Annotated in this window: 13 protein-coding genes and 1 pseudogene; 10 read left to right on the top strand and 4 right to left on the bottom strand. The window is 65.9% G+C overall.

Going from position 1 to position 21096, the window contains the following annotated elements; translation table 11 throughout:
* Window positions 1-36: 36 nt before the first annotated feature.
* Entirely contained in the window at window positions 37-1077 is a 1041-nt protein-coding gene (locus OG609_RS28695; RefSeq protein WP_327275470.1) for an MBL fold metallo-hydrolase, read from the bottom strand.
* A 422-nt stretch (window positions 1078-1499) separates the two neighbouring features.
* Here OG609_RS28695 and OG609_RS28700 point away from each other — a divergent pair, with 422 nt between their 5' ends.
* On the top strand, window positions 1500-2963 hold the full coding sequence (locus tag OG609_RS28700; protein ID WP_327275471.1) for an aldehyde dehydrogenase: 1464 nt from the start codon (window positions 1500-1502) through the stop codon (window positions 2961-2963).
* Window positions 2963-3196 (top strand): ferredoxin, encoded by a 234-nt coding sequence (locus OG609_RS28705; protein WP_327275472.1) that lies wholly within the window; start codon window positions 2963-2965, stop codon window positions 3194-3196. The genes OG609_RS28700 and OG609_RS28705 overlap by 1 nt, the downstream gene beginning before the upstream one ends.
* Before the next feature lie 212 nt (window positions 3197-3408).
* On the opposite strand, the gene OG609_RS28710 is transcribed toward OG609_RS28705, so the two are convergent.
* The gene (locus OG609_RS28710; RefSeq protein WP_327275473.1) at window positions 3409-6747 is read right to left on the bottom strand and encodes an FG-GAP repeat domain-containing protein; all 3339 of its coding nucleotides are present in this window, start codon (window positions 6745-6747) and stop codon (window positions 3409-3411) included.
* A 42-nt stretch (window positions 6748-6789) separates the two neighbouring features.
* Here OG609_RS28710 and OG609_RS46310 point away from each other — a divergent pair, with 42 nt between their 5' ends.
* Complete coding sequence (locus OG609_RS46310; RefSeq protein ID WP_442818015.1) at window positions 6790-10575, top strand: hypothetical protein; 3786 nt, start codon at window positions 6790-6792, stop codon at window positions 10573-10575.
* Between the two features lie 53 nt (window positions 10576-10628).
* The gene (locus tag OG609_RS28720; RefSeq protein ID WP_327275474.1) at window positions 10629-12704 is read left to right on the top strand and encodes an RHS repeat-associated core domain-containing protein; all 2076 of its coding nucleotides are present in this window, start codon (window positions 10629-10631) and stop codon (window positions 12702-12704) included.
* A 149-nt stretch (window positions 12705-12853) separates the two neighbouring features.
* On the opposite strand, the pseudogene OG609_RS28725 reads toward OG609_RS28720, so the two are convergent.
* Window positions 12854-14244 (bottom strand): annotated as a pseudogene (locus OG609_RS28725) (IS1380 family transposase).
* Window positions 14245-14762: 518 nt separating this feature from the next.
* On the opposite strand from OG609_RS28725, the gene OG609_RS46315 reads away from it, so the two are divergent.
* Window positions 14763-15047, top strand: a complete 285-nt coding sequence (locus tag OG609_RS46315; RefSeq protein ID WP_442818084.1) for a PH domain-containing protein — start codon at window positions 14763-14765, stop codon at window positions 15045-15047.
* A 262-nt stretch (window positions 15048-15309) separates the two neighbouring features.
* On the opposite strand, the gene OG609_RS28730 is transcribed toward OG609_RS46315, so the two are convergent.
* Window positions 15310-15621: a hypothetical protein gene (locus tag OG609_RS28730; protein ID WP_327275475.1), complete on the bottom strand. Its 312-nt coding sequence runs from the start codon at window positions 15619-15621 to the stop codon at window positions 15310-15312.
* A 23-nt stretch (window positions 15622-15644) separates the two neighbouring features.
* On the opposite strand from OG609_RS28730, the gene OG609_RS28735 reads away from it, so the two are divergent.
* The 5 genes from OG609_RS28735 (at window position 15645) to OG609_RS28755 (ending at window position 21096) form a co-directional block, all read left to right on the top strand.
* A complete protein-coding gene (locus OG609_RS28735; RefSeq protein ID WP_327275476.1) occupies window positions 15645-15986 on the top strand; it encodes a hypothetical protein in 342 nt (113 codons plus the stop codon).
* A 385-nt stretch (window positions 15987-16371) separates the two neighbouring features.
* Window positions 16372-17532 carry an RHS repeat-associated core domain-containing protein gene (locus OG609_RS28740; protein WP_327275477.1) on the top strand — a complete coding sequence of 387 codons (1161 nt, stop codon included), beginning with the start codon at window positions 16372-16374 and terminating at the stop codon, window positions 17530-17532.
* A 715-nt stretch (window positions 17533-18247) separates the two neighbouring features.
* Complete coding sequence (locus OG609_RS28745; RefSeq protein WP_327275478.1) at window positions 18248-18901, top strand: HNH endonuclease; 654 nt, start codon at window positions 18248-18250, stop codon at window positions 18899-18901.
* A 485-nt stretch (window positions 18902-19386) separates the two neighbouring features.
* Entirely contained in the window at window positions 19387-19851 is a 465-nt protein-coding gene (locus OG609_RS28750; RefSeq protein WP_327275479.1) for a hypothetical protein, read from the top strand.
* Window positions 19852-19974: 123 nt separating this feature from the next.
* A complete protein-coding gene (locus OG609_RS28755; RefSeq protein WP_327275480.1) occupies window positions 19975-21096 on the top strand; it encodes an IS630 family transposase in 1122 nt (373 codons plus the stop codon).

Genomic DNA, 21096 nt, shown 5'->3' on the forward strand with positions numbered 1-21096 from the left:
CGCCCGCCCTCCGGCCCGCTGGAGCGTGGGCCGCCTTCACACTGCGACGTACGTCACGGGCTCGCTCCCCGCCACCGCCTCCGCGCGACCCAGCTTCACCAGCCGACGCAGATGCGCCTCGGCCTCCGAGACGGCGATGTTCCGTGATCCAGGCGGAATCTGCTCCCAGGGCCGGTTCCACTCCATCCGCTCGGCCAGCTGCCACGGTGTCAGCGGGGTGGCCAGCAGTCCGAGCAGCCCGGTCAGCCGCTCCTCGTGATGGTCCAGGAGTTCCCGCACACGCCCCGCGGCATCCGCGAACGCGTACTGATGGGCGGGCAGCACTTCGGCGACCCCGAGCCTGCCGATGCGCTCCAGGGAGTCGAGGTAGTCCCCGAGAGGGTCGGTCACCGTCGCGTCGTCCGGGTCCTCGTACAGCCCGATGTGCGGGCTGATGCCCGGCAGCAGATGATCTCCGGAGAAGAGGCGCCCCCGGCCGGGCAGGTCGGCGGGGTGGTGCTCCTCCAGGTGGAGGCAGACGTGACCGGGGGTGTGACCGGGGGTCCAGATCGCCCGCACCTTGCGCCCTGCCAGGTCCAGGAGTTCACCGGGCACGATCTCCCGGTCCGGCATCGCGGCCCGCAACCCGGGCAGGGTACGCATCCGGCCCCCGTCGGCCGCGGCGGCCCGCAACGGCGCGAGATGCTCCTCGGGCGCACCGACCGCGGTGAGCTTCGCCACGAGGTACTTCAGCCAGGTGCCTGGTTCCGACTGCCGGGTGCGGCGCACGATCGCGGTGTCCGCCGCGTGCATGGCGATCCAGGCGCCGGACGCCTCGCGCACCTGCCCGGAGAGGCCGTGGTGGTCCGGGTGATGGTGGGTGATGACCACACCGTGGATGTCGCCGATATCCACACCGACGGCGGCGAGCCCGTCGGTGAGCGTGTCCCACGCCTCCGGATCGTCCCAGCCCGTATCGATCAGGACCGGCCCGCGATCGGTGTCGAGAACATGCACAAGAGTGTGGCCGAGCGGATTGTCAGGGATGGGGACCTTGATGCTGTGCACGCCCCCGCCGTGGTCGGTCACCTGTGTCATGGGTCCCCATCTCTCTCGGCGACGTGCAGCTGTGGTGCGTAGCGCCCACTGTAACGAGAACTTGTTTCAGTAGTAGCCCCGGTCGACCATCTGTCAGGCGCGGTACGTGCTGTGCGCCGGAGGTGACGCGGGCCGGTCCGCCGGTGATCCGGGCGGGTGCTGTCGCAGCCGTGGACTCCTGGAACTGGAACTGGTATCAGTTCTGACACAGAGTCAGACAATGAGTCGGGTAAGACCGACCGGCACATGGGGGTGGGAGAAGGAGCGGGGCTGGGTGCGTGCAGCTGCAAGGCGGAGGAGGGAGGCAACGCGGAGCGTTGTTGACTGACGACAACGCCGCAGGTGTGCGTGGACAGCCCCGCGACGCCGCCCCCCCCATGTGCCGGTCGGTCTGACGCGCCGGGCCGCGGGAGGCAGCAGCCATGACCGAGCTTGTCGAACACGGAAAACTGTTCATCGGCGGGGAGTTGGTCGATCCACTGGGCCGGGATGTCATCGAGGTCATCTCCCCGCACACCGAACAGGTCATCGGCCGGGTGCCGCACGCCTGCGAGGGGGATGTGGACCGGGCCGTCGCCGCCGCCCGGCGGGCCTTCGACGAGGGGCCCTGGCCGCGGGCGTCCCTCGATGAGCGGATCGAGGTGATCACCCGGATCAAGGACGCGTTCGCCGTGCGGTACGAGGAGATCGCCCGGGTCATCAGCTCGGAGAACGGCACCCCGTACACGTCCAGCATCATGGTCCAGGCGCTCGCCGCGATGATGGTGTGGGACGCGGCGATCACCGTCGCCCGCACCTTCCCGTACGAGGAGCGGCGGGACGGGGTGCTCGGGCCGCTGCTGGTGCGCCGGGAGCCGGTCGGGGTGGTCGCGGCCGTGGTGCCGTGGAACGTTCCGCAGTTCACCGCCGCCGCCAAGCTCGCGCCCGCGCTGCTGGCCGGCTGCTCCGCCGTGCTCAAGGTCTCGCCCGAATCGCCGCTGGACGCCTACATCCTGGCCGAGATCGCCGCCGAGGCCGGGCTGCCGGAGGGAGTGCTCTCGATCCTTCCGGCCGACCGTGAGGTCAGCGAGTACCTGGTCGGGCATCCGGGCGTCGACAAGGTGTCGTTCACCGGGTCCGTGGCCGCGGGGCGCCGGGTGATGGAGGTCGCCTCCCGCAACCTCACGCGGGTCACGCTGGAGCTGGGTGGGAAGTCCGCCGCCGTGATTCTCCCGGACGCGGATCTGGACGCGGCCGTCGCGGGCATCGTTCCCTTCGCCTGGATGATCAACGGCCAGGCGTGCGTGGCCCAGACCCGCATCCTCGTTCCGCGCTCGCGCTATGACGAGATGGCCGAGGCGTTCGCCGCGGCGGCGGGTGGGTTGAAGGTCGGCGACCCGCTCGACCCCGCCACCGAACTCGGTCCCCTCGTCGCGCAGCGCCAGCAGCGGCGCTCGCTCGACTACATCCGGATCGGCCAGGACGAGGGTGCCAAGATCCTTACCGGTGGCGGTCGTCCGGCGTCCCAGGAACGGGGCTGGTACGTAGAGCCGACCCTCTTCGGTGACGTCGACAACTCCATGCGCATCGCCCGCGAGGAGATCTTCGGCCCCGTCATCTGCCTCCTGCCGTACGGCGACGAGGCCGAGGCCGTACGGATCGCCAACGACTCCGACTACGGGCTCAGCGGCAGCGTCTGGAGCGCCGACACCGAACGCGGCATCGACATCGCCCGCCGGGTCAGGACGGGCACGTACAGCGTGAACACCTTCAGCCTCGACATGCTCGGTCCGTTCGGCGGCTACAAGAACTCCGGTCTGGGGCGGGAGTTCGGGCCCGAGGGATACGGCGAGTACTTCGAGCACAAGATGATCCACCTGCCGGCCGGCTACCAGGGCGGTGCGTGATGGGGGACCGCTGGGCCGTGGAGGTCGACCGCGGGGTCTGCATCGGCTCCGGGATGTGTGTGAACCACGCCCCGGGCGGATTCGCGCTGGATTCCGCCCGGCAGTCCCATCCGGCGGTCCCGGAGACCGACGCCAACGAGAAGGTCCTCGCCGCGGCCGAGGGATGCCCGGTCGAGGCGATCACGATCACGCTGATCGGATCGGGGGAGGTCGTCTTCCCACCGGAGGAGTAGAGGTCCTGCGCTCCCGCCCACCACCTGACGGGTGCCGAGCCCGGCGCAGTACCCGGACGCCTCGGGCGATGCGGACGGAACGGTACGGGTTCCCGCGCGGTCCGGTCCGGGCGCGCCGCATCCACCTCTCACGTGAGTGGCCCGTACCGGAACGAAACCGGTACGGGCCACCTCTTCCACGTACTCCTGAGAGGGCTTAACGACCTCTGAGATCAGCTCAGTGCCTGGAAGTTCTGCCATCCCGAAGTGCCCACGGCGACTCCGCTGCCCGAGATGTTCGGGTAGAAGTAGAGCTGTCCGTCGCCTCCGGTTGCCCAGATGTCAGCCTTGGCGTCGCCGTCGGCATCGGGGACAGCCGTGATCAGCGGACGGTTGGCGCGGGCCCAACCGGACCCGATGGCGACGGACGTGGGGCCGGTACCGAGTCCTTCGCCGGAGTTCCCCGTGCCTTGGTAGAGGCGTAGTTCGCCGCTGGTCTTGTGGCGTGCGATCAGGTCGACGTGGCCGTTCCCGGTGCGGTCTCCTGGTGCGGCAAGGTCGTAGTTGGACCATGATCCGTCGCCGACCAGGACAGGGGCCCGGCTCTGGTCGAGGTAGAAGGACTCGGAGCCGAAGTAGAGCCAGAGCAGGTTTCCCTCCTTGACCAGGAGATCGGGGTAGCCGGGTACGTCGATGGTGCCGTCGCCGTCGGTGTCGAGCGGCCCGTCGACATCCCCGATGGCGAGGATCTGATCGGCTGCCGCCCAGTGGTTGTTGGCCTCGTCCAGGGCCTGGAGTTCCTGTGCGTCGATCTGACAGGACCGGGACTGCCCGTCCGCTTGTTCGTCACGGCTTGTGCAGGCGAAACCCACTCCATTGTTGGGGAACACGTACAGCGTTTTGCCCCCGTCCCCGGGCAGCGCCGCGATCAGGTCTTCGTATCCGTCGCCCGTCCAGTCGCCGCGGTGGGTGATGGAGGCTCCGCTGAAGTCGGTGTTGCCTGCTGAGGTGGCTGTTCCGACTCGGCCGTTTCCCTGCCCTGGGTAGAGCCATAGTTCGCCATTGGTTCGCACACCGTAGAGGTCGGCGCTGCCGTCGCCGTTGAGGTCTCCGGGCTTGTCCGGCACGCCAGGGCTGTTGGCATAGAACAGGTAGTGCGCGCCGTCGGACCGGTTCTTGGCCGCGTCGAGGCTGCGCACGTACAGCCTCTGAGAACCGGCCGCAGGAGGAGTCAGGGTGACTTTGCCGTCCTTCTTCCCGTCCCCGTCCAGGTCGGCCGTGGGTATGACTGTGCGGACGGTGAGGTCCCAGTCGGTCCAGTACTCGTATGACGTCACGTCATTGACGCCACCGTTGCCGATGATGAACGAGCCAGGCTTCCGGGCTTCTCCTGTCTGCTGCGGCCAGCCGTCCGAGCCATCGGGGAAGTCGGTCGACGTGATGGTCGGCGGGGTACTCGGGCGGTTCGGGTCGAAGACGAACCGGCAGCCGGGCTGACCGGCGGCCGGTGTCCATGCGGACTCCGCCGTGGCGTCCTCTGCCCGGGCCTTCCAGGAGAAGTTGCCGTTGCCGGTGGCGAGATACTTCTGAAGTGTGGCTTTGGGCACCTTGAGAGTCGCGACCTTGCCTGAGGTCGTTGAGACCTTGGTGCTCACGATCAGGACCCCGTTGGGGTCGTCGTTGGGGTGATGGCCTGTGGCCCAGAGGTCGAACCGGGCCTTCACTGTGCCACCGTCGGGGTCGCTGACCTTGGCGTTGAGCGTCACGTCCGTGTTGCCGATGGAGACGAACGGGGCCGAGGTCAGGCAGCCGCCCGAACTGGGGCTGGTATCCAGGCTGGTCGGGGCGTTGGGCACGGTGTTGTACTCGGTGGACAGCACAGCCGACTTGGCGTCGAACTTCTTCCAGCTGTACACGTCTGCCTCATTGGTCGCCTGCAGGCCGAGCGTGATGTTGGGCCATTTCTTGCTTGCGGCCTCTGTGACTCCGGATGTCACGTCGAAGGCGAGGTTTCCGCCCGGGCAGGACGAGTTGTACCCCTTGGAGTCGGTTACGTCGTCGAGTTTTCTCTTCCAGAACGATGTGCTGTTCTGGCTGTTCCAGTTGGTGGATGCCGAGATGGAACCCGTAAGCCAAACCTCTACCGTTTTCTTGGTACATGACCACGACCAGGAATTGTTTGCCCTGAACGTCGACTTGATGACCTGCTTTTTCGTGTTCCAGAGATTATTGGTGTCCATACGGAACATGGAGCGGGCCAGCCCATTGGTCATATTCTCGTATCCCACACGTGCGGTGGGCGTTGTTGCCCCGTCCCAGCCCGCTCCGTTGAAGTATCCGGTGGTCGGTGTCTTCTTGTAGGCGATTGTCCAAGCCTCACGCGCTCCGGTGACGGCCGGATCGATGTAGACGGGGTACTTCGTTCCCCCACCTGTGAGCAGCGACTGATCCGGTGACAGCGTCATCCGGCCGCCGGTGACTTGGATGGGTATGACCGATTCGCGGGCACCGTGACCGGGCTCGAACTCGCCGCTCGGTGCCGGCCCCCCGTCCGGCGGTGTGTCTGCGCGAACAGTGGCCGGAGGCGTGGCCGTACTGCTGTCCCACATGCGTGGCGCGGGGGCGACGAACACCTTCTGGTCGGCGGGATTGACGGCAGTCAGGTTGCCGTCACCATCGGTCGTGACGTCCAGCCCGTCGGCGGCTATTCTCAGCCCGATCGACTTGAGCTCCGGATTGGCGGCCGCTTCGGCGGACTTGACGACCAATAGCTGACTGAAGCCGGAATTATCGGCCTTGAGCTTCAGGTCCACCCCGGGCAGCACTTCGGGGTAGGTGGCTGTGTCCTCGGAAACCGTGGGTTTTGGCAGTTCCGTGGGCCAGTTCAGGGACAGGCTCCGGCCGTCACGCACCACCGTGACCAATGGGCCGTTACCGCCGCCCGAGAAGCTCACCCCGACTGTGGTGGCCTTCGTTCTTATTCGTCCACCCGTTTCGAATGCAAGACCGGTATCAATGTCGACCAGCTTGTGGCCCTGCCGGGTCCACTGGGGCATTGCGTAACTGTCCCGAGTGAATGTCCCGGAAGGGTTCGCGAAGACCTGCGACGTCTCGGTGCGCTGAGACAGGACCTCCACTCGCTCCCCGGTGTCGGCCGCTTCGGTGAGCGCGTTTTCTTCCGCTTCGAACGACTCCGAGATCGGACCGCTGCTGGGCGGACCTGCGCTTGGTGCGGCCGTGGCGGTCTGCGCATGTTGCGGAATGGAAAGAGCAATCGTGAGCGCGAGTACCGTCGAAGCAACAGCGCCATTCGCTGCCCTTCGTCCTATTTTTTCATAATGTCCCATATGGGGAATATGGTGTGGGGTGGGCGCGTCCGTGCTGGACGCATAGGGCGGCGGGTGCGGCTGATCGCTGTGTCCTTGATCGTGTTCCTGTTCGCAGGTTTGCTTGCCGGTCCCGTCGTGGCCGCTGCGGAGCTGAGTCTGCTGAATCTCAAGAAGCCGGATCCCGTTCAGACCTCGCTTGTGGAGAAACGATCCGCCTCCAAGCCGGATCAGACGGTCAAGCACCCCTGGAAGGAACCACGGGTCAGCTGGCCTCAACCCGGCACCGTGACGTCGGCCGTCCCCGACGCAGGCTCCGGCAAGGTAGGCGCTCTGCCCATCCGCGTCGGCCGTCCGGAAAGCGCCGACAGCAGGGGCACAACCGACCGTGCCAAGAAGGTCCAGGGCCTCAAGGCCGCCCCCCGTGTGGCAGGACCGGATCGAGTTCAGATCCAGGTGCTCGACCGTGCGACGACCGAGAAGGCCGGTGTCGACGGGGTCCTGCTCGCCGTCCGTCCGACGGCCGGCGCCTCGGGCTCCGTGAACGTGGAACTCGACTACTCCGGCTTCCGCCACGCCTACGGCGGTGACTGGGCCTCCCGCCTGACCTTGCGCACACTGCCGGTCTGCGCCCTCACCGCCCCGAGTAATAAGGGCTGCACCACTGGCAGCGCATTGCCCACGGGCAATGACACCAAGGCGGGCTCCCTCACTGCCGAGGTCTCCCTGCCTGCCGCGGCTGCGTCGCTCCGGATCGCCGACCCGGGCGACACTCCGGTCCGCCTCGCTTCGACGCCGGCCGTCGCCGAGGGCACCGTGCTGCTGGCGGCCACCGCTGCGGACTCGGGCCCCTCGGGGAGTTTCAGCGCGACTTCCCTCGCACCGTCCGCCTCATGGGCCGCCGGCGGCTCGAACGGCGCCTTCTCCTGGAACTACCCGATCGGCGTCCCCAAGGTCCCTGGAGGGACGGCCCCCGACCTGAAGCTCGGGTACTCCTCTCAGTCGGTCGACGGACGCACCGCCGCCACGAACAACCAGGCGAACAGCATCGGCGACGGCTGGTCGATGGAGCCGGGATACATCGAGCGCCAGTACATCTCGTGCGCCGACGACACCGCCAACAGCAACACGACCGCCAAGGTTGGTGACCTGTGCTGGAAGACGGACAACGCGGTCATCAACCTCGGCGGGCAGTCCAACACCCTGGTCAAGGACTCGACTTCGGGTGAGTGGCGCCTGGAGAGCGACGACGGCACCAAGATCGTAAAGCTCAAGAACACCGCCCTCGCCAACGGCGACAACGACGGTGAGTACTGGCAGGTGACCACCCCGGACGGCACTCGCTACTTCTTCGGCCAGAACAGGCCCGACGGCTGGGCCGCAGGCAAGGACGAGACCAACTCCGCCTGGACCGTGCCCGTTTTCGGTAACCAGGCCGACGAGCCCTGTCATGCCGCGGCCTTCAAGGACTCCTGGTGTCAGCAGGCATGGCGCTGGAACCTCGATGTGGTCATCGACACGCACGACGACGCGATGGTCTACTACTGGGACAAGGAGCCCAACTACTACGGCCGGAACGTGAACCCTACGACGGGCGCTTCCACCGCCACCCCCTACGACCGGGGCGGATATCTCAAACGCATCGAGTACGGGCTGCGTTCCAACACCATGTACTCGGCCAAGGCGGCAGCCAAGGTTGACTTCACCCAATCCGAACGGTGCCTGAGCGACTGCGGAACCTTCGACAAGGCGCATGCGAAGAACTGGCCGGACGTACCCTTTGACCGTTACTGCGCTTCGGGCACAGAGTGCAAGGACCGCTACTCCCCGTCCTTCTGGAGCCGTAAGCGACTGACGGCGATCGCCACATCGGTCCTGACCGGTGGGACGTACAAACCGGCCGACACCTGGAAGCTGGACCACTCCTTCCCCCCCACCGGCGACGGCAGCGACCCGGCCCTGTGGCTGACCTCCGTCACCCGCACCGGCCACACCGGAACCGGCGACGTCACCCTGCCGGCCGTGAACTTCAAGGGCCTCACCCTCCCCAACCGGGTCGAGGGCGCCACCACCGGCGGCAAGCCCGACCCCGTACCCTCCATGTGGCGCTACCGCATCTACGGCATAGACACCGAGAGCGGCGGATCCCTCGGCATCACCTACTCGCCGACGGACTGCAAAGCAGGCAGCGTGCCGACCCCGGAGTCCAACACTCGGCGCTGCTACCCGGTGAAGTGGTCGCCGCCGGACGCTCCGGGCGCGGAGTACGAGCCCTACCTCGACTGGTTCCACTCCTATGTGGTCACACAGATCCTGGAGAACCCGAACACCACGGGCGCCGTAGCCAAGCAGACGGATTACTCCTACCTGGACGGTATGGCCTGGGCCAAGTCCAAGGACGACGAGTTCACCCAGGCCAAGCACCTCACCTACAGCGACCGCAAGGGATACGGCCGCGTACAGGTACGCACCGGAGCCGCACCCGACAAGCGCACCCTGCAGGAATACCGCTACTTCCGCGGCATCGACGGCGCCTCGGTCAAGGACCAGGAAGGTGTCTCGGTCACCGACAAGGAACCCTTCGCCGGCATGACCCGCGAGCTGGCGGTGTACAACGGTGACGGCGGGAAACTGGAGTCCACCACCAGTTACGAACCTTGGCTGTCCGCCGCAACGGCCACCGAGAAGCGGCCGGAGAAGCTGCCCGACCGCAAGGCGTATGCCACTGGTGGAAAGAGCGAACAGCTCAGGACCGCCGTCGGATCGGGCTGGCGCACCACCAGGGTCGAGCGAACCTTCGACGATGTCGGCCAGGTCCTGACCGAGTCCGATCTCGGCGACACGGCCAAGAGCGGCGACGAGGAGTGCACCACCACCACTTACGCCCGCAATGCGGCCAAGAACATCCTCAACCTGGTCGCCGAAACCAGGACCGTGGCCAAGCCTTGCGGTACGGCCCCGAAGCTTCCCGACGACCTGGTCTCGGCCGAACGTCACTACTACGACAACGCGACCAGCCTGACCGCCGCGCCGGTCAAGGGTGATGTGACCCGGCTGGACGAGCAGGACGACAAGGGCACCGGCTATCTCACCACCGCCACCCACACCTACGACCAGCACGGCCGTGAGAAGACCTCGACCGACGCACTCCTGAAGACGACGAAGACCGACTACGTACCGACCACCGTCGAGGCCCCGACGTCGGTCACGGTCACCAATCCGCGTGGCCACGTCACCACCACGACCTATGAGCCGGCGCGCGGAGTGGCCATCGCCGAGGTCGACCCGAACAACAAGCGCACCGACGCCGTGTACGACGGACTCGGCAGACTGCTCAAGGTATGGCAGCCCGGCTGGGCCATGGCGGACCACGCGGGCAAGCCGTCGGCCGAATACAGCTACACCATCTCCAAGACGGCCGACAACGCCGTCACCACCAAGACGCTGAAGCAGAACGGCGACTACCGCACCACCTACAGCCTGTACGACAGGCTCCTGCGCGAGCGCCAGACGCAGGCCCCGGCCACCGGTACCCAGAACCGGATCATGACGGAAACCATGTACGACACCCGTGGCTGGGCCTGGCAGTCGTACGCCGCCTACTACGCCAACGGCCTGCCCGAGGCCAAACTGACAACCGCCGCCGTCAACACCGTCCCCACCGCGACCCAGAACCTCTACGACGGGACCGGCCGGATCACCGACGCGCTGTCCGTCAAGTTCGGCGACGAGCAGTGGCGCACCACCACGGTGTACGGCGGTGACCGCACCACGGTCATTCCGCCGAAGGGCGGCACGGCCACGACCACCGTGAGCGACGCCCGCGGCGGACCACCGAACTGCTCCAGTACACCGACGCCGCACGTACCACCTCGCAGAGCACCACGTACGGCTACGGCAAGTACGACGAGCCCACCACCGTCACCGACCCGGACGGCAACACCTGGCGCTACACGTTCGACAGCCGCGGCCAGAAGACGGTCGTCGACGACCCCGACGCCGGGATCACCCGCACCGCATACGACAAGCTCGGCAGGGCGACCACCGTTACCGACGCCAGTGAGACCACTCTGACCACGGAGTACGACGAGCTCGGACGCAAGGCGAAGGTCAAGCAGGGTGACTCCGTGCTTGCCTCCTGGGACTACGACTCCCTCGCCAAGGGGCAGTTGACCAGCAGCACGCGCTACGTCGACGGTGCCGCCTACACCACGGCAACCGACGCGTTCAACGACCGCTACCAGCCCACCTCCACCACCGTCACTGTCCCGTCACAGGCCGGCAGCACTGCTGGCGCGTACACCTGGACGTACGGTTACAAGGACGAGACGGGCGCCCTGCTCTGGACGCTCAACCCGGCGGTCGGCAACGTTCCTTCGGAGCGGGTCATCACCAACTACAACGGTGACGACCAGCCGTTCCGCACCAGCGGGCAGATCGGTGCTCTGGTCGGCAACACCCTGTACGACGTGTTCGGCCGCCCGACCCGTCTGGAGTACAGCGCAACCCTGGGCAAGAAGGCCTACAAGTCCCTGGTGTACGACGAGCACACGGGCCGGGTGGTACAGCAGACCACCGACCGTGACCTGGCGCCGCAACGCGTGGACGACACCACCTACGCGTACGACGCGGCCGGCAACGTCACCGGAGTCACCACCGCCAGCGGCCAGGACACCCAGAAATCCGTGGACACCCAGTGCTTCACCACCGACCTGCTGGGCCGACTCACCGAAGCCTGGACAGCGAAGACCGGCTGTGACCCCACAACCGGCCCGACCGCGGCCACGGTCGGTGGCCCCGACGCGTACTGGCAGAGCTACGGCTACGACAAGCTCGGTAACCGCACCAGCCAGACCGACCACGCCACCACCCCGACGGGCACAGACGTCACGACCGACTACACCCAGCCCGCTCCCGGCTCCAAGCGCCCCCACGCGGTCCAGCAGACCAAGGTCACCGGTGGCCCCGACAACGGCCGGACCACCACCTTCGAGTACGACAACAACGGCAACACCACCAAGCGCACCACCGGCTCAAATGTCCAGGACCTGAAGTGGGACGCCGAGGGCCACCTCGCGACCCTCACCGAGGCCGGCAAGACCAGCAGTTACGTCTACGACGCCGACGGCAACCGGCTCATCGCCAAGAACGCAGACGGCTCCAGCACCCTCACGCTGCCCCAGGGCAACGAACTCACCGTCGCCGCCAACGGCACCAAGACCGGCACCCGCTACTACACGCACAACGGCGAAACCGTAGCCGTCCGCACGGGTGCGACCACCTCGTACCTCATCAGCGACCACCAGGGCACGGCGATGACCGCCATCACGGTCGGAACTCTCGCCCTCACCCGCCGCAAGCAACTCCCCTTCGGACAGCTCCGCACCAACCAGTCGACAGTGTTCGGAACCCGAGGCTTCGTCGGCGGCACCAACGAACCCACCGGCCTCACCCACCTCGGCGCCCGTGAATACGACCCCACCCTCGGCCGCTTCCTCTCCGTCGACCCCGTCATCGACATCAACGACCCGGCGCAGATGAACGCGTACAGCTACGCCCACAACAGCCCCCTCACCAAGTCCGACCCGGATGGTCTCCGCCCCGACGGCCCGGCGGGAGGTGCTTCGTACAACGACGATGCCTGGGCACGGGACCGCGGCATGAACGCCGGCTACACCCTGAAGGGCAGCAAGTGGGTCTGGCACCAGACACCCAAGAAGGACCCGGAATCCCAGTTCCTCTACGCCGCGTACCGCCAGAACACCACCGGCTACCTGATCAACGACTACTACGCGAAGCAGCGGGCGAACAAAGCGGCGGAGTACCGGGCACAGGCCAAGCTCGCTGAGCAGCGACGCAAGGCTGAACAGCAGCGCAAGCAGAACGACATCTGGGGCAGCATCAAGAGCGGCCTCGGCAAGGCCTGGGATGCCAGCGGCGGCAAGGTGGTTAGTGCGGCCCACAACTTCATACAGGATCACAGTACAGCGTTGGGCTGGATCGGGGTTGGGCTAGGCGTAGTTGCAATGTTCAGCCCGGTGGCCTGGGTAGTCACAGGGGCGATGCTGGCCGGGTTTGCCTCGGCTGGGGCAACTACAGCAGATGCGTGCGCGTCGAAACAATGGGGTAGCTGTGCCTTTGGCGTGATCAGCCTCGGCGGAGCAGGCGCCGCTGTTGGGCTGGGAAGGGCAGCTAAGCCTTGATCCACCGAGGTGGTTTGAGAGTGGTCTTTTGATCGGCTTGGGGTCGGGTGGTCGGGTGAGGGCAGGTTGTTTCCGCTGGTCTGCCCAGCATTTCCACGGTTCGGTTCCGGTCGGGCCCTTGCGGGCGGGGTGGGCAGGGGCTGTTCGTATCAGCCGGCCGGTCCGTGGGCCGTGGAGAACAGGTGTGTCCAGGCGTGCTGCCAGGGCCAGTTGTGCGGTAGGTGCAGTGTGATGCGGCGGGCGGAGTGGGCGATCCGGGCCGGAACATGGACCAGGTGGGTGCGGATCGTGGCGGTGGTGGCCCTGGCGTGGAAGGCGGAGGCTTGTGCGCCGGTGGCCCGCAGCAGGTTGTAGGTCATCGCCCACAGGGTGAGCCATGCTGCGTTGGCGTGGAAGTGTGCGGAGGGCAGGTGGGCCAGGGCGGAGGCTTTGCTGTCGGCGATGACCTGCTCGATGACCGCGTGGTGGCGGTGTTCGCGTTCGGCCTGGAGGGTTTGTGCAGGCTGGTCGGTGAAGAACGGGTGGTAGCGCCAGACGGGAAACAACTCGCCCTGCTCACCCACAATGGCGGGTTTGGCCAGGTCACGGACCCGGCGCACGATCAGCCGCGCGGTGACCCGCTCCGCTTTCGTGCGGCTGGCGAAGGCGGTGTAGGCGGGTATCTCGGCGACTTCGGCGTCCGAGACGAGCTCACCGGTTGCAGGATCGGGCACCGCGGTCGGGTATGTGATCTGCTGCCAGGCCTGGTCGGGAATGCCGAGGACGGCCCGTTTGATGGAGGGGTTCAACCCGCAGGTAATCGAGAAGTGGGCTCCGGCCCGGCGGCAGGCCGAGATCACCCCGGCGTTGTAGAACTGCGAGTCCGCTCGCAGGATCCGGGTGCCGGTGCAGCCCGCCTCGACGGCGGTGGACAGCGCCTCACTGACGAACTTCGGGGCCCCACGGGAATCGGCTGCCTTGCCGCGGCGCATCCGTACTGTGGCGATCACCGGCCGCGCGTGCGGGGTGCAGATCGTGGCGAGCAGGGGGTGCAGGGTGCGGATGCCCTTGAACCGGCCGTACTCGGCACCCTGCTTGGCCCGGCCGTAGACCCGCTTGTGGGTGGAGTCGATATCAATGAACGCCTTGTCGCCGGCACCGGGCAGCAGCGGGGCGTGCGCGGCCAGTTGACCGAGGAACCTGCGGTGGACAGCGTGGAGTTGGAGTGCGTGACCGTGGGTGAACGAACGGAGGAAGGTGCCCAGCGTGGACGGCGCACGGGCCCCCGGAACAGGGCCGGCATCGCGCCGTGCCGCAGGATATGGAGGTCGTCGATACTGTCCGCGCCCGCCGCCATGCCGGCCACGATGCTGCTGACCTTGACGTCCGCCGACGCACCCGCGCCGTTCCTCGTCCCGCTCAGCTTCACCTTCTGCGCCACCAGGCCCGACAGCCCGCACCGTTCGGCCAGCCGCATCACCGGAACCAGCCCGGCATGCGCGACCAGATTCGGGTCATCGAACGCAGCGGAGACCGCCGCTGGAGTATGGGAAACTTGCATCTCGGAAGTGCCTTGCCGATCGTGCGTGCTGGAAGCCTCAAGAACTCCCATCATCGCAGGTCACAAGGCACTTCCTTGTTTCTCGAAGAGTCATCCACAGCCATCAGATCGGTGGATCAAGGCTAAGGAGGCGGCGAAGCTGGCAAATTCTCCAGAGCTGCCCTTCAAGCAGCAACTTATGCATGCAGCGATATCAGGTGCAGCTCGAGGGCTTTCTCGAATGAGTGATGGGGTCTCCATAAGCTTGACCGGGGCTGCCACTATTGCCGGAGGTAGTTTGAATGAGCGTGCACATCCCAGCCGATGACCTCGGTTAAAATGCGCAGCTGGGCTTGCGTTAGGAGTCAGTCGTGGCTGAAGTTTGGATTGCTCTGGATGCTGCAGAGCGGCGCAAGAACTGGAGGGTATCTGGGTGTTTCACCATCATTTGTGCCGGGATGGTCGTTGCAGTGACGCTCTCCGAGGGGCCCGGCTCACTCTGGTGGGGAGTCGCGATTTCCTGTACGTGGCTTGTCTCGATGACCTACATAATCGGCCGGGGGTATGGTCGAGCGCTGCTCACTCCTGATGGAATCTTCTTCAAGGGCCCATTCCGGAGGAGGTCGATTCCGTGGGCGGAAATTACTGAAATTGAGAAGCGGCATCATACTGCACGAAGTAGTGAGTGGTGGGATCTGCGTCTCGTGCGTGCGAATGGACGAGACTTGGCAGTTCCGGGCGCCTTCACGAGCAATCGGTATGACCATAAATTCGAAGCGAAATTGGCCTTGCTGCGTGAGTACTGGCAGCGGGCCGCGAGGTGACGGGTTCCGTTCTGGCCTGAGCCTGGATCAAGACCAGATCAAGACCTGCGACTGTCGTGAGTAAGGGGGCCATTCGGGGGGCAAGTTATCTCGGCAGGTCGGCTGCTGCGGGGGCAACTCGTCTGGGAGGGGCGCTGGCAGGCTTGGCGTCGGGGGGGCGGTCTGGGTGTAGACGCCAGCGTCTGGCAGGATTCAAAAAATAGAATTCTCGTATAGTTTCCGGGGCTCTGCGCTTAATACAGGGCCCCGGAATGGGTTTTGCCTATTGATCCGAAACGGTTTGGGTTCTGGGTCGTTGCACGGGTGTGAGTGATCTGGTGGGGGACGCGCGGCATCTGTCGCCGTCGGCGCAGGAGGCCCTGCGGTTGCGGGCGGTGGCCGCGTTGGTGGCGGGGCGGGCCCGCGCGTGGAAGGTGGGGGCGAGCTTTCCGGTGGCGCGGGGGAGGTTGTAGGTGACGGCGGCCGGGGTGAGCCAGGCGGCGTTCGCGGTGAACTTGCCCGAGGGCAGGTGGGCCAGGGCGGAGTCCTCCAGGTCGGCGAAGACCTGTTCCACCGCGGCGTGAGCACGGTGCATCGGCTCGGCGTCGGTGAGGAAGCGTGCTGTCGGTGAAGATCGAGTGGTGGTGCCAGACGGCGAACAGCTCGCTCTGCCTCTCGGGCACCGACTTCGGGTTCAGCCGTTTCACGCGGCGCACGATGAGCCGGACGGTGGTGTGGAACTGCTTCTTCTTGCTGGTGAACGGCACCTCGGCGATCTCTGCGTCGGAGATCCAGCACTGTTCCTCGTCGTCCCAGATCGTGTCGGTGTACTGGATCGGCGTCCAGGCGTCGGCCCCGATCGTCTCGATCGCTGTGCGGATGGTCCTGGTGACCGCGACGGCCAGAGCGAGGCGCGCTTTGGCCTTCCGGCAAGCGGCGGCGACCTTGCGGGAGAAGTAGGCGGAGTCCGCGCGGACGACAATCTGTGCGGTGATGCCCATCGCCCACACCGTGGCCAACCCCTCCCGCAGCAGCGAGGCGGCGCCCTGCCCGAGCCGACCGCACCCTTACACAGGCGGGTGGCGACGATAACCGGCGTGCAGGTGGCGGTCTTGACGGTGACGATCTGGAAGTGGAGAACCCGGACCTTGGTGTAGCCGAAGGAGGCGCCCTGCTTGGCCGGGCCGTAGACCTGCTTGACCTTGGAGTCGATGTCCACGAACACCACCTCGTCGCCCTGCGGCACGAACCCGGTGTGCGCGGCCAGGTGGCAGGTGAACACGCGGGCCGCCGACTCCAGTTGGCGGACGCGCCCCAGGTGAAGGCACGCAGAAAGGTGCCCCACGTGGACGGCGCCCGCACCCTGGTCGCCCCCGTGCGGACGGCCACGGCCAGCGACCACCAGGGCACGGCGATGACCGCCATCACGGTCGGAACTCTCGCCCTCACCCGCCGCAAGCAACTCCCCTTCGGACAGCTCCGCACCACCCAGTCGACAGCCTTCGGCACCCGAGGCTTCGTCGGCGGCACCAACGACCCCACCGGTCTCACGCACCTCGGCGCCCGCGAATACGACCTCACCCTCGGCCGCTTCCTCTCCGTCGACCCCGTTATCGACATCAACGACCCGGCGCAGATGAACGCCTACAGCTACGCCCACAACAGCCCCCTCACCAAGTCCGACCCCGACGGCCTCCGCCCGGACGGCCCGGCCGGCGGCGCTTCATACAACGACGACGCCTGGGCACGGGACCGCGGCATGAACGCCGGCTACACCCTGAAGGGCAGCAAGTGGGTCTGGCGCCAGACTCCCAAGAAGCACCCGGAGTCCCAGTTCCTCTACGCCGCGTACCGCCAGAACACCACCGGCTACCTGATCAACGACTACTACGCGAAGCAGCGGGCGAACAAGGCAGCGGAGTACCGGGCACAGGCCAAGCTCGCTGAGCAGCGACGCAAGGCTGAACAGCAGCGCAAGCAGAACGACATCTGGGGCAGCATCAAGAGCGGCCTCGGTAAGGCCTGGGACAGCACCGGCGGCAAGGTCGTGTCAGGAGCTGCCGACGCTGCAGGCGCCATCGGAGGATTTTTCGAGGACCATTGGCGCGGCTTGGCTCAGGCGGGAATCATAATTGTTGGAATAATTGCCATTGGCGTGTGCACTGCCGCAACAGCGGGAGTGTGCGCAGGGGCAGGAGGCATCATCATGTCTGCCGCAATCGGCGCGGCACAGGGGATTGCAACCTACGGCGTCTCTGGTGGGAAGCACACCACGAGTGGATATGTGACGCAAGCGGCCATAGGAGCAGGCAGTGGCGGGTTGGCTGCTGGTGTTGGCAAGGCCGCCATGCTCATGGGGGGGGGCAGGACAGGCAGCGCCCCGTATCACACGGTGTCAACTATGACGTCCTCGGCTATTCACAACAGCGGGGCCTTCTGGAAGGGTGGTGAATACGGCCGCAAGGTCGTGAATCACATGGGATTCGGCACGCGGTGGGCAGACTGATGGCACATGTTGAGCGATCGGCTGCTGTGTCCGAGTGCACTCTGACGACAGGGCTCCTAGGGTGGGCTTGCGGAACCACGGCGACATCACTCTGGGTGGGGCCTCCCTGGCAAATGGCCGGCGTCGCTCTTGTCTCCGGTCCCTTCATCGCGTTGGCAATCAGCCGGACACGCCGTCCGCATCCATCGCCAGCACGGGACCGGATTAGCTTGGCTCCACTCCTAGCGGGCTTGTTCGTGATGGTGGTTGCTGGAGTGCTGGTCGCGCTCGGTCTGGCAAAGGCCAGCTTCGGGGAGAGTCTCGCCGTTTCGATGTTTGCATGGGGAGCGGCCTTCTGCGCTGTTGGGGCGTTCATGGCTGCGGGGCGTAGAGGGCGATAGAATCCGGGCGGCCGCCAGGGCGCCGCGGTGACCGCCATATCCTCGTTCACCGGGCTGTGCCCCCGCCTGTTCCGGAAGCAGGTGACGGTTCTGCGGTGCGGACACGGTCAGAAAGGGCCAGCTGAAGTTTCCCCGTGATCACGGGGAAACTTCAGGATCAACACCGTTGCGTTTGGCCCTTGAGCTGTACGTCAAGCCCTGCTGAACAGCGCAACGGGACCACCTGATAGATCAACGATCGGGTCAAGGCGGGCATCCTCGGCGAGGACCGCGTGCTGCGGGAGAACAGCGCCGGAACCCCTCAGGGTTAGACCCTGTCGCCCCTCCCCAGCAACGTGGCCCTGTCGGTCCTGGACGAGCACATCGCCCAGGGCCCGGGAGGTCCCGCGTCCAGCCAGGTGGAGCGCGCAAAGCGCCGCCGTCACGGGCAGCCGAACCACCAGTTGGTCCGTTTCGCCGACGACTGGTGCCTGATGGTCTCGGGCACCAGGGCCGACGCGGAGGCGCTGCGGGAGGAGATCGCAGAGGTCCTGTCCACCAGGATGGGCCTGCGTCTCTCACAGGAGAAGACCCTGGTCACCTATATCAACGACGGGTTGGACTTCCTCGGGTGGCACATCCAGCGTCACCGCAAACGGGGCACCGACCGGTGCTACGTCTATACCTACCCCTCACGCAAGGCCCTCAAGGCCGTGATGGCCAAGGGCATCCCGCTGCGTCGCCGCAAGCACACCCGTCTGATCGACGGGGCCTGGCCGACCCGGCGCGGACGTCAGCTCATCGCCCGCCTGACAGCTGGGACCTGCGAGTTGTGCGATTCGCCTGACGGGATCACCGTCCACCACGTCAAACGACTCGCAGACCTCAACCGATACAGCACCACGGCCGCCCCGGACTGGGTGAATGCCATGCGGACCAGCCGACGGAAGACCCTGATCGTCTGCACCCGCTGCCATGGCACCATCCACCAGCGGCCGGACACGCAGTAGCACCACTGGAGAGCCGGATGCGGAGGTGGGTCGTCGCATGACGCTGCGGGTGTGCGGATCCGGGAGCGCCGCTGCTGGCAAGAGTTTGGCGTGGACCCTCGCGGGAGGGTATGCGGCAAGAGGTCTCGCGGGGAGTTGGCGCGGGTAGGCTTTCGTGAGCCGCATACGAGTCATGACTGTGTCTGTGTCTGAGATGGAGAACGCCACCATCTACGGATACCGGAAGACCATTGACCGGGGCGCCACCCAAGCGAACATAAGCCTCAATGTCGAAAATCTAGGAACATTTTGCGGAGTGGGCGCTGCGAGCCCAGGGAACTCTGCAGTGTGGTGCTGAGGGTGGCCTGATAGCCTGAATTGCGTGAACGGCCGGGAACGGGAGAGTAATGGTATCCGCAATGAGGCAAGATGTACTCCGGCGGCGTTCCTGGCCCATTCTTTGCGGCATTGTAATTGTGGGACTCGGGGTTGGAATGCTTGCGGCAGTGTGCAAGGTCACCTCGGTGAATGGATTCCGGACCGGTTGGCAGGGAATGCCAATCTACTTGGCGCTTGCGGGCATCTGTGGGCGAATCGCCAACTGTAAAGTTATCCTGCTTGAGGATGCACTCGTGGTGGTGAACCCTCTGCGTAGTCACATTCTTCCGAATGTTGCGATTCGCGATGTCTCAGTCTCCGATGACGGCACACTTGAGGTGCATCTCAAAAAAAACCGAGCCGTCTCGGTTTTTGCATTTGGTGGATCTCTGGTGGATCGCTTTAAAGGTTCCAGCGAAGAGGCGGAGCGAAAGATTAGTACGTGGCTGCATTCCGCCCGTACGGTAAGCGAACCGAAGGCAGCGGCTCCGCAGGTCCGCTGGACACGGTGCTGGAGCGCTGACGCGTCTCTTATCCTGTGTGCTGCCATTGCAGGTGCAGGCGCGATCTGGATGGCGCGCAGCGGCAGTTGATATCGTGTGATGTGAATACTGAACTTGATTGGGTGCCGGGCCGTTCGCCTGACAGCTGCTGAGTCGGGTCGGTAGTTGTGTGGTGCTAGTGTCCTGCGCCGGAGATCTATCGTTAGTTCCTGTATGAGTGTTTCTGCGGGTGTGCCCGCACCGCGTCGTGGTCCGAAGCTGGAACCGTTGTTGTTGTCCGTTGACGAGCGTGCGGTGCTGGAGCGTTGGGCCCGGCGGGCGACGTCTGCGCAGGCGGTGGCGTTACGGGCGCGGATCGTGCTGGCGTGTGCAGGCCCTGACGTTCCGCCGATTGTTGTGGTGGCGCGGGATCTTCGGGTAGCGGCGGATACGGTCCGCAAGTGGCGTCGGCGGTTCCTGGCCGCCCGGCTGGACGGGTTGATGGACGAGCCCCGGCCGGGTCGACCGCCCACCATCAGCGTCGACCAGGTGGAGGCCGTCGTGGTCAGCACGTTGGAGGAGATGCCGAAGAACGCCACGCACTGGTCGCGCAAGTCGATGGCCGACCGCAGCGGGCTGTCGAAGTCGACCGTGGGCCGAATCTGGCGCAAGTTCCATCTCAAGCCTCATCTGACGGACACCTTCAAACTGTCGGCGGACCCCTTGTTCGTGGAGAAGGTCCACGACGTGGTCGGGCTGTACTTCAATCCGCCCGAAGGGGCGGTGGTGCTGTCGGTGGACGAGAAGTCGCAGATCCAGGCGCTGGACCGGTCTCAGCCGGTGCTGCCGATGATGCCGGGCATGCCCGAGCGTCGCACCCACGACTACGTCCGCAACGGTCTGACCACCCTCTTCGCGGCCTTCGACGTCGCGACCGGCGAAGTCATCACCTCGCTGCACCGTCGGCACCGGGCAGCGGAGTTCAAGAAGTTCCTCATCAAGATCGAAAAGGAGGTTCCCGGGCACCTCCAGGTCCACCTGATCTGCGATAACTACGGCACCCACAAGACGCCCGCCATCAAGGCATGGCTGGCCAAACACCCCCGATTCCACCTGCACTTCACCCCTACCAGTTCGTCCTGGATCAACCAGGTGGAGAGGTGGTTCGGCTTCCTCGCCGACCAGAAGATCCGCCGCGGCTCCCACAAAAGCGTGCGTTCCCTGGAAGCCGACATCCGTGCGTGGGTAAAGGAGTGGAACGAAAACCCAACACCGTTCATCTGGACCAAGACGGCCGAGGAGATCCTCGACTCCCTCGCCCGCTTCTGCCGACGGATCTCCGGCGCAGGACACTAG

The organism is Streptomyces sp. NBC_01224, assembly GCF_036002945.1.
Taxonomy (GTDB): domain Bacteria; phylum Actinomycetota; class Actinomycetes; order Streptomycetales; family Streptomycetaceae; genus Streptomyces.